The organism is Streptomyces sp. NPDC058701 (genome assembly GCF_042715295.1).
In the GTDB taxonomy this organism is placed as follows: Bacteria; Actinomycetota; Actinomycetes; order Streptomycetales; family Streptomycetaceae; genus Streptomyces.
Genome location: NZ_JBHXSY010000094.1, coordinates 1 through 8388 on the forward strand (window position 1 = coordinate 1; position 8388 = coordinate 8388).

Annotated in this window: 8 protein-coding genes and 1 pseudogene; 6 read left to right on the forward strand and 3 right to left on the reverse strand. The window is 62.1% G+C overall.

Annotated elements, in window-relative coordinates; genetic code table 11:
* The coding region (locus tag ACFWW8_RS37600) for a transposase (RefSeq protein ID WP_386537210.1) at nucleotides 1-147 on the reverse strand (147 nt) is incomplete at its 3' end.
* Nucleotides 148-1305: 1158 nt separating this feature from the next.
* On the opposite strand from ACFWW8_RS37600, the gene ACFWW8_RS37605 reads away from it, so the two are divergent.
* The 4 genes from ACFWW8_RS37605 (at nucleotide 1306) to ACFWW8_RS37620 (ending at nucleotide 6284) form a co-directional block, all read left to right on the forward strand.
* Nucleotides 1306-2397, forward strand: a complete 1092-nt coding sequence (locus ACFWW8_RS37605) for an aminotransferase class I/II-fold pyridoxal phosphate-dependent enzyme (protein WP_386537189.1) — start codon at nucleotides 1306-1308, stop codon at nucleotides 2395-2397.
* A 52-nt stretch (nucleotides 2398-2449) separates the two neighbouring features.
* Nucleotides 2450-4186 carry a thiamine pyrophosphate-binding protein gene (locus ACFWW8_RS37610; protein WP_386537192.1) on the forward strand — a complete coding sequence of 579 codons (1737 nt, stop codon included), beginning with the start codon at nucleotides 2450-2452 and terminating at the stop codon, nucleotides 4184-4186.
* Nucleotides 4187-4621: 435 nt separating this feature from the next.
* Nucleotides 4622-6016 (forward strand): 3-oxoacyl-ACP synthase III family protein, encoded by a 1395-nt coding sequence (locus ACFWW8_RS37615; protein WP_386537195.1) that lies wholly within the window; start codon nucleotides 4622-4624, stop codon nucleotides 6014-6016.
* A gap of 1 nt (nucleotide 6017) precedes the next feature.
* On the forward strand, nucleotides 6018-6284 hold the full coding sequence (locus ACFWW8_RS37620; RefSeq protein ID WP_386537198.1) for a hypothetical protein: 267 nt from the start codon (nucleotides 6018-6020) through the stop codon (nucleotides 6282-6284).
* Nucleotides 6285-6294: 10 nt separating this feature from the next.
* Here ACFWW8_RS37620 and ACFWW8_RS37625 read toward each other — a convergent pair whose 3' ends face one another.
* Complete coding sequence (locus tag ACFWW8_RS37625; protein ID WP_386537201.1) at nucleotides 6295-6741, reverse strand: DDE-type integrase/transposase/recombinase; 447 nt, start codon at nucleotides 6739-6741, stop codon at nucleotides 6295-6297.
* Between ACFWW8_RS37625 and ACFWW8_RS37630 the strand changes: the two are divergent.
* Nucleotides 6707-7408 (forward strand): annotated as a pseudogene (locus ACFWW8_RS37630) (IS3 family transposase); the annotation flags it as partial. The gene ACFWW8_RS37625 and the pseudogene ACFWW8_RS37630 sit on opposite strands and share 35 nt — an antisense overlap.
* A 133-nt stretch (nucleotides 7409-7541) precedes the next feature.
* Here the strand turns inward: ACFWW8_RS37630 and ACFWW8_RS37635 are convergent.
* Nucleotides 7542-7706, reverse strand: coding sequence for a hypothetical protein (locus ACFWW8_RS37635; RefSeq protein WP_386537204.1), 165 nt, complete (start codon nucleotides 7704-7706; stop codon nucleotides 7542-7544).
* A gap of 62 nt (nucleotides 7707-7768) precedes the next feature.
* Here ACFWW8_RS37635 and ACFWW8_RS37640 point away from each other — a divergent pair, with 62 nt between their 5' ends.
* Nucleotides 7769-8269, forward strand: a complete 501-nt coding sequence (locus tag ACFWW8_RS37640) for a GNAT family N-acetyltransferase (RefSeq protein WP_386537207.1) — start codon at nucleotides 7769-7771, stop codon at nucleotides 8267-8269.
* Nucleotides 8270-8388: the final 119 nt, after the last annotated feature.

The window sequence follows — 8388 nt, forward strand, 5'->3', positions numbered from 1 at the left end:
GCCGTCGGCGGCCCGGATCCAGTTCCGCAGCGTCTCGGTGTTCACCCCGAGATCACCGGCGACGGACTTGATCGTCGCTCCCGGCCTCGACCGGTACAACACGACCGCGTCCGCCTTGAACTCGGCGGGGTAATACTTCATCCCCACGGGGACTCCGTTCTCCTGGACCATCAAGATCCAAGTGTCTCCGGTGTCCAAAACCCGGGGTCAAGGTTCCTACCTCATCGCCCCAGACTGGGTGAGTCCATTGATCATGCTTCGATCATGTCATCCGAACCCTGATCAGGCGGTTTGCGGGACAAGCATTAGACCTGCCTATTCATGGGGCCTGACCAGCCCTTCTTGTGGAAGACCAGGGCTTTGATGGTCTTAAACGATGAGAGAGAAGGCGACGAGAACTTTCCAGTCCTTCATGTGGGTGATCGCTCGCTCGACCGCAGCACGGAGCCTGCTGAGTGAGGCTCTGGTTCTTGTCCGGCTCAGATCGGTCCCGGCCGACTGGCTTGCGCCGGGCGGTGAGGCTGCCCGTCCTCATGTAGCCCAAATCACCCAGCAAATCCCGGCTGGCGAAGGCGTCCGGGAAGTAGCCAGCACGCGAGCAGGCGCCCGGAGAAAGTGGGTGCGCTCTGGATATTGAAGCCGGTGTTGCGTGCTTCCCGGAGAACATCGTGGTGCCCTCGCCCGCCGTCCCAGTGTGGACGAGGGTGCCGTCGACGAGGACACCCCAGCCCGCCGACGCCTCGGCCGGGTCGGGGAGATGTCCGGCCAAGAACTCTTTCACCACCGGCAGCAACGATGTCCAGCGCCCGGAGGCTGTGGTTTGGCTGATGCCGAACAGCTCGGCCCACCTGAACAGGCTCTGCCGTAGCAGGTACAGGACGAGTACCACCGACCGGAACAGGCCGAGCGCCCACATCCGCTCCGGCTGCCGAGCACCAGGGTTGTCCTGCAGGGACTGACGAACCCGCACTACCAGTCCCGTTAGTGAAGTCTCATTGAGTAGTTTCTGCTCTTGTCCTATCAGTGGGTCATTGTCGAGACTGGCCTCGCCGAAATTTGTCCAGGATGGCGATCAGGGTACTTCATGATTCAATCCATTCGGCGTCAATCTACTTCACCCCCTCCCCCCTGGTGTGCCCATGATCTTGTATCCCGATTCGTGTGTAACGGTGACAGTACCTCCGATTCATGCGCGATCTGCGCTGTCGCCAATGTGTGGGCTGGGTGGAGACCGCCGCCGCCGCCGGCTCAGAGGTCCACGTTACTTTCCGACCGGCTGGCTCCAGCCTAGTTTGGAGGCAGCCGGTGTCTGATCTTATTCGTAATGAAATCCGGCACCTCCCGGATTATCAGGCGATCCCCGACCCTGTGGCTGTGGCCCGTGAACTGGACATTCCTGCGCTAGCCAAGCTAGACACAAACGAGTCGGCATACGGCCCGCTTCCTGGTGTTCTGGACGCGATCACCGAGGCGGCGCAGTACATATCGCGGTATCCGGAGTTGAACGCGGCGGGGCTAGTTGGGGACGTGGCGGGGCGCTATCGTTTGGACCCGCAGGGCGTTGTCGTCGGTAATGGGTCGGCCCATTTGCTGGAGGCCGTTATCAAGGGCGTGATCCGTGACGGTGAGGAGGTCCTCTATTCCTGGCGGTCCTTCGAGGCCTATCCGCTGATCGCGGCAATCGCCGGCGCGACTGGAGTTCCGGTCCTTCGGGCGGAGGACTACGGGCATTCCCTGCCGGATATCCTGGCTGCCATCACCAGCCGCACCCGTGTTGTGGTCTTATGTAATCCAAGTAATCCCACAGGTACTTATATTCCACCGGATCGGGTATGGGGGTTCGTCGACCAAGTGCCGACCGATGTTGTAGTAGTGCTTGATGAGGCGTACTACGAGTTCATTACCCCTTCTCCCGCTATCGACAGCCTTTACGCGGCTGCGCAGCGCCCGAATGTGGTCGTACTCCGTTCGTTTTCCAAGGCTTGGGCGTTGGCTGGCCTGCGGATAGGCTGGCTGTACTCATCCCCATTGCTAGCCCGCTCAATCGCCAAGTGTATTGTCCCGTTTTCTGTTAATTTCCTGGCGCAGGCTGCAGCTCGGGCGGCGTTGCATCAGGAGGCGGCGATGTTGTGTCGGGCCCGCGAAGTGGCCGCCGAGCGCGATCGCATGGTCGCAGCATTGCGCCATCACACCGCGGATATCCCCAGCTCCCAGGGGAACTTCCTATGGCTTCCGCTGTACAATGCGTCCCTTCCATTCGCGGTGCAGGCCAAAAAATGGGGATTTCTCGTGCGGGCCTTCGATGGCGAGGGTGTGCGAGTCACCATCGGAACGACCATGCAGAATACACGCTTTGTTATTAACTATCCGGATATAATGCGGCACGCTAGATTCTGATGGGTGTTGCGGCGCGAATCGCCAGAAAACGTAGCTATCAAGAGGTCAAAGGATGAATGTGACAGAATTGTCAGGCACCCGCATGATCGACGTATTGGCGCAGCACTTGTCGGAGGAGGGAATTGATACGGTATTCGGTATTCCGGGTGGCCTGCTCTACCCGTTCTTCCACCACGTCGAGCGCGACTCCGCCTTCAACCTAATCGTTACCAAACACGAGGAAGCAGCCGCGTTCATGGCCGACGGGTACGCCCGAGCCTCGGGCAGACCTGCGGTCGCGGCGGCCACCGCTGGCCCCGGGGCCACTAACCTGATCACCGGAGTGGCCGCGGCCTTCGCAGATGGCGTTCCGATGGTCGTGCTCACCGGGCAGGCATCTAGCTTCCACCTGGGCAAGGGCGCATCACAGGAGTCTTGGCGCGAGGACATCGACATCGTAGGCATGATGCGACCGATCACCAAGTACTCGGCCATGGTGATCTCCCCGGACCATATTTCCCGGCACTTCCGACGTGCCATGCGCCTCGCGACCAGCGGCAGGCCAGGGCCGGTCCATTTGAACATTCCCGTTGACTATTGGAACCATCCGGTCGACGAGACCTGGTTCCAACCTCGTACCTATCGGACAGTCTCCACCCCCGTCGACCCGCACGCCGTAGGCAATGCCTGCCAGGCGTTGGCTGCCGCTGACCGACCGGTACTCCTGGTGGGTTCCGGAGCTCGTTCGCCAGGGGCGCGTCAGGCAGTCAGGCAGCTCGCTGAGGCCCTCGGTGTACCCGTGGCCACCACGCCGCGGGCCAAAGGGGTGTTTCCCGAGGACCACCAGCTGTCGGTTGGTATATTCGGGTTCGCCGGTCACTCCTCGGCTAAACAGGCAGTGTTCGATCCGGGGAGTGACCTGCTGTTGACCATCGGCGCTTCCCTGAACGAAACCACTACCTTGAATTGGGACCCGGCCGTCACCTGCGGGAAGGTCCTGATCCAGGTCGATATCGACCCGGAACGGATCGGCCGCAACTTCCCCATCGATCACGGCATCGTTGCCGACGCCGAAGTCGCAGCCCGCGCGATCCTGAACCACCTGCGCGCCACCGGATCCCATGACGCAGCCGCCAGCCGCCGAGCCAAGCCAATATTGCCGGCCTTCGGCTTCAATGACGAGGACCTACGGGCCTCCCTTGCTGTACCGCTGGCCCCGCAACGCTGGCGCGCTGAACTGATGCATGCCCTGCCTGAGGACGCCGTGCTCGTCTCCGACATCGGCGGCCACATGCTATTCAACCTGCACCACCTGCGCCTGGGAGAAGGTAACGACTTCCTGCTCAACCTGGGGTTCGGTTCGATGGGGCACGGCACGACAGCACCGATCGGCGCCAAGCTCGCCCGCCCGGACCGACCAGTCATCGCAATCATTGGCGACGCCTGTTTCACCATGAACGGCATGGACCTGCTCACAGCGCGCGAGTACGACATCCCGGTGGTGTGGATCGTGGAAGACAATGCCCAGCACGGCATTACCCACCATGCCAGTAAACGCCTCAGCGCCGGGCGCCCACTGCACTGCGTCACCTACCGCCAGCCCCCCGACATCGCCGACATCGCCAGTTCCATGGGCTTGGTCACCTGGCGTGTCGACCGGCCCGGACAGATGAGCCAAGCGCTCAAGGAAGCCATCGCCGCCAACACCCCCGCCGTCATCCACGTCACTGTAGACCCGGAGATCTCACCACCGGTCGGCGACCGCGTGGACACGGTCGCCGGCTTCAAGGGCGACAACCCACCAAACTGAACGTGCGGCCCCCCTGTGGAAATAAATACCGAATGGGAACTGCGAGGCTGCCTACTGGCAAAAGCTGACCTGCGGCATCACCTAAACAGGCAGGCAGGGAAATCAGTCCATTGTGGCTCAATAGCAACGCAACAGGTCCGGCGAGATCCGAAGGCTCAATGCTTTCACACCGGATCGTCCAAAGGGGCTATGCGACGACCAGCCGTGATGAGCTCGTTATAGCGAAACTGTGGCCCGGAATTTCACGCATATTCCGTCCAGACTTCTTCCAGTACCCTTTTCTACGCAAGCGGAATCGATGGACGACTACGCGGCCGCCCGGGTGGGCAGGGGCATCGGCCGGATCCTAGGTGCGAGGGAAGAACTGGACTTTGAGAGTGTAGCGGAGATATTGATCGTGACCGCGGTAGACCCCATAAAGGGCCTGCTGTCCCCATGGCCTCTGAGTTCCGGTTGGACTATGGCAGGAGCCTCACAGCCGGACCTTCGCAGCTGGTCGCGGCGTGGGTCGAGGACGACGCGCTCAGCGACGTCGAGCTGGTCGCCGTGAGGCAGGGCGTTGCCGAGGTGATCTGCGATGCCGGTCTATTTTCGATGAACGTCGCTGACTATTGTCCACGGGTGCCATCATTATTTCCCGTACGTACTCCTAACGACCGGGTGTCATCGTCCAATCACCGCCCGAACGGGAATCCGCGTCATGAAGGGTCGATGTTATATGAGAGGATTGCACGTATGAAGCACCTGAATGTCGGAATCTATGGTGTGGGTACCTATCTCCCGGACCAAGTACGCTCGAATGACTTTTGGTCGGAGCCCGCCCGGCGCTCCTGGGTGGAACGCCGCCGCAGACAAGCAGGGCTGACTGCAGTCTTGAAAGCCGGACCTAAAAATGCTGAAGCCGGCCCGGGTGAGCAGATCATCATCTCCGAGTTGGAACGGTCCAAGGACGACATTTTCCAAGGGGTCGACGAACGCCGAGTCATGGCGGAGGAGATGGTGTCATCCGACATGGAGGTTTCAGCAGCCGAGCAAGCGCTGGCGTGCAGCGGAATCCGGGCCCAGGACGTCGACTTCATCCTTACGCATTCGCTCGTACCCGACCGCCTCGGCTCGCCCAACGCATCGGCGGTCCAACGGCAGCTGGGAATGCGCCAGGACACGTTAGCGATGGCGACGGAAGGGGCCTGTAACTCCTTCCAGCAACAGCTGCTGCTGGCACAGGCGATGATCCAGACCGGCTCGTTCCGCCACGGGCTGATCATCCAATCGGCCGCGCCCTCCCGGCTGCTACATATGGAAGACCAGATATCGGTGACCTTGGGAGATGGAGCGGCCGCTGCCGTCTTGGGACCGGTGAGCGCAGAGCGGGGAATTTTGGGAGCGGCGCACTTCTGTGACGGATCGGTCAGCCCCACAGCGGTGTGCGACCCGATCGACTCACCGTGGTATAGCGCAAGGCGCAACGTCTTTCACGTTGTCGATTCCAAGCAGGGCCGCAAGATGCTGCTCAGTGTCGCTGACATCAGCAACAGGGCCATCAACGAGGCCTTACGGAAAGCGGGCCTTACCGCCCCGGACATCGATTTCTACGCCAGCCATCAGGGAGCCAAGTGGATGCGAAGGATCACTCAGGAGCACGCTGGTCTGGCTTCCGCAAGATTTGTCGACACCTTTTCCCGGACGGGAAGCCTGTTTTCGGCGAACATCCCCTTCCAGCTTGCGGAAGGCTGCAGAATGGGAATGATCAACGATGGGGACGCCGTCGCCATGTTCTCCGGCGGAACTGGGATCACCTGGGCGGCGACCACCCTCCGGTGGGGACACTAGTTTGACTCTGTTCCAGGAGGTCGTCGGTGCCTTTGGCTACGAGTTTCGCAGTAACGCGCCGGAGAACGACTTCATCTTCGCCCTGAATGACCCCGCCAACGACTACAACCGGCGCGACTCGGACTTCGCGGACGACATGATGCGGTACTGCACCGGCGCCACCATCGACGCATCCAACTTCAAGCCGCTCGACCAGCACCTTCAGATGTGCTGTGCCATGGGCGGAGGCGACTCTCGCGGCCCGATGATCTTCACCAGGAACGCGTAAATCGTCGGCGTCAATAATCACCGGTAACCCGACAGCTGTACCAGCTCTCGATCCGCTCGAATATCGCCGTGCGTGCAGCAGCCCGGCTCGGCCAGGGGTCGGTGTCGCCCAGCTCGTTCTTCGGGGTCGAGAAGAACGATTCCGCGGGCGCGTTGTCCCAGCATTGCCCAGTGCGTCCGACCGACAGGCGAATGCCGAACTCATCTGCCAAGAGCGCGAGTTCACGGCTGGTGTACTGACAGCCGCGGTCGGAGTGGAAGATCACCGGACTGGCCGGCCGACGGCAGGCGGTCCGCAGTGCGTCGGCGACGAGCTCGGTTCGCAGGTGGTCGGCCGTCGCCCAGCCAACGACGCGGCGTGAGGCGATGTCGATCACGGTGGCCAGATAGAGCCAGCCCTCACTCGTGGCGATATAGGTTGCCCGGATACGCGAGGTCCACCAGGACTCCGACGGCACCTACGGAGCTCCCAGGATCACCGCCGAACTCCGTGACGAAGGCGGCCCGGCGGTCAACCACAAGCGGGTCGCCAGGATCATGCGGACCATCGGGCTCGAGGGAGTCCGTCTACGCCGCCGGCACCGGACCACCGTCGCGGACCCGGCCGCGGCGAAGGCACCGGATCTGATCGGCCGTGACTTCACCGCGGCCGTGGTGAACAGAAAGTACGTTGGCGACATCACCTATCTGCCGGTCAGCGGCGCGAAGCCGCTCTATCTCGCGACCGTCATCGACCTCGCCTCACGCCGGCTGGCCGGATGGGCCATCGCCGACCACATGCGGACAGAACTCGTCACCGACGCCCTGACGGCAGCTGAGCGGACCCGCGGGAGCCTGGCCAGAGCCGTGATGCACACGGATCACGGCTCGCAATATACGAGTAGGGCCTTCACTGAAATCTGCAGGTCAGCAGGGGTCCGGCAGAGCATGGGCGCGATCGGGTCCAGCGCGGACAACGCCGCTGCGGAGAGCTTCAACGCCGCCTTCAAGAGGGAGACGCTCAAGGGCCGCAAAAGCTGGTCGAACGAGCGCGAAGCACGACTCGAAGCCTTCCGCCGGCTGACCCGATACAACACCCGACGCAGGCACTCCCTCCTCGGCCAGCGATCTCCGATCGCCTACGAGAACGACCACAACCACCAGCAATTACCCTGGCCCAGGCCGCATAAACGTGTTCAAGATTCGGGGTCAAGGCCCTACCTCCGGCATACCGCGACAATCACCAACCGTCAGCCCCTACGACAAGACGTCTCCAAGGTCAGTAGTCCTGGTCAAGCACTTGGCTGGCGGCCCAGCCGTGCAGATCCTTGCCGACGCCCGCTACCAGGGCCTGGGCGCCCGGACCGGCGGCCGCGGAGCCTCCGCTCTTGTCGTCGATCTTTACGCGCAACGCGGTGAGCAGGGTGTCCAGGTCGGTCTCCAACGTCCGATCTCGGACTCCATATTCGCGAGCCGAAGGGTGACGCAACTGGTTACTGTTGCTGCATGTCGCCTCTCTACCTTTCCCCCTTCCGACTCGCTCCGGAGGACATCGCCGAAGTCGTCGGCATCTACACCTCCAACCCCGAGTACGGCCGTGCATCTGGCGAGTACGATCCCGCCCGCGTTCAGGCCCATCAGGTGGAAGCCGAACTGCGCGCGGATACGGGCACTGGCGGGTTCGACGTCCTACTCGCCCGAGAAGTTGGAGGTCAGGTGGTGGGACTGGCATCCATTCTCCGCCAGCACCCCAAGGACGGGTACCCGTGGATCGGACTGCTGATGGTGCACGGAGACCAACACCGCCAAGGCCACGGCCGGCTGCTGGCAGATCTTATCGAAGAACGCTTGCGTGCCCAGGACCGGAGTGGCGTCCGCCTCGCGGTTCTGGAGAATAACCCGACGGCCCTGGCCTTCTGGAGATCGCTGGGCTGGCAGGAGATCGATCGCCGTCCCGATGTTCAGTACGGTAGACCCTGCATCGTCATGCACAAGCAACTGAACTGATCATTCCAAATGATCAGTCGTGCCGAGAACTGCTGCGGGAGATGACCGGCAGGATCCGGCGTTTACGCAGCTCTTCCCGGTTGGGGTTGGAGTCGTAGCCCTTGTCGCCGAGCAGAGCG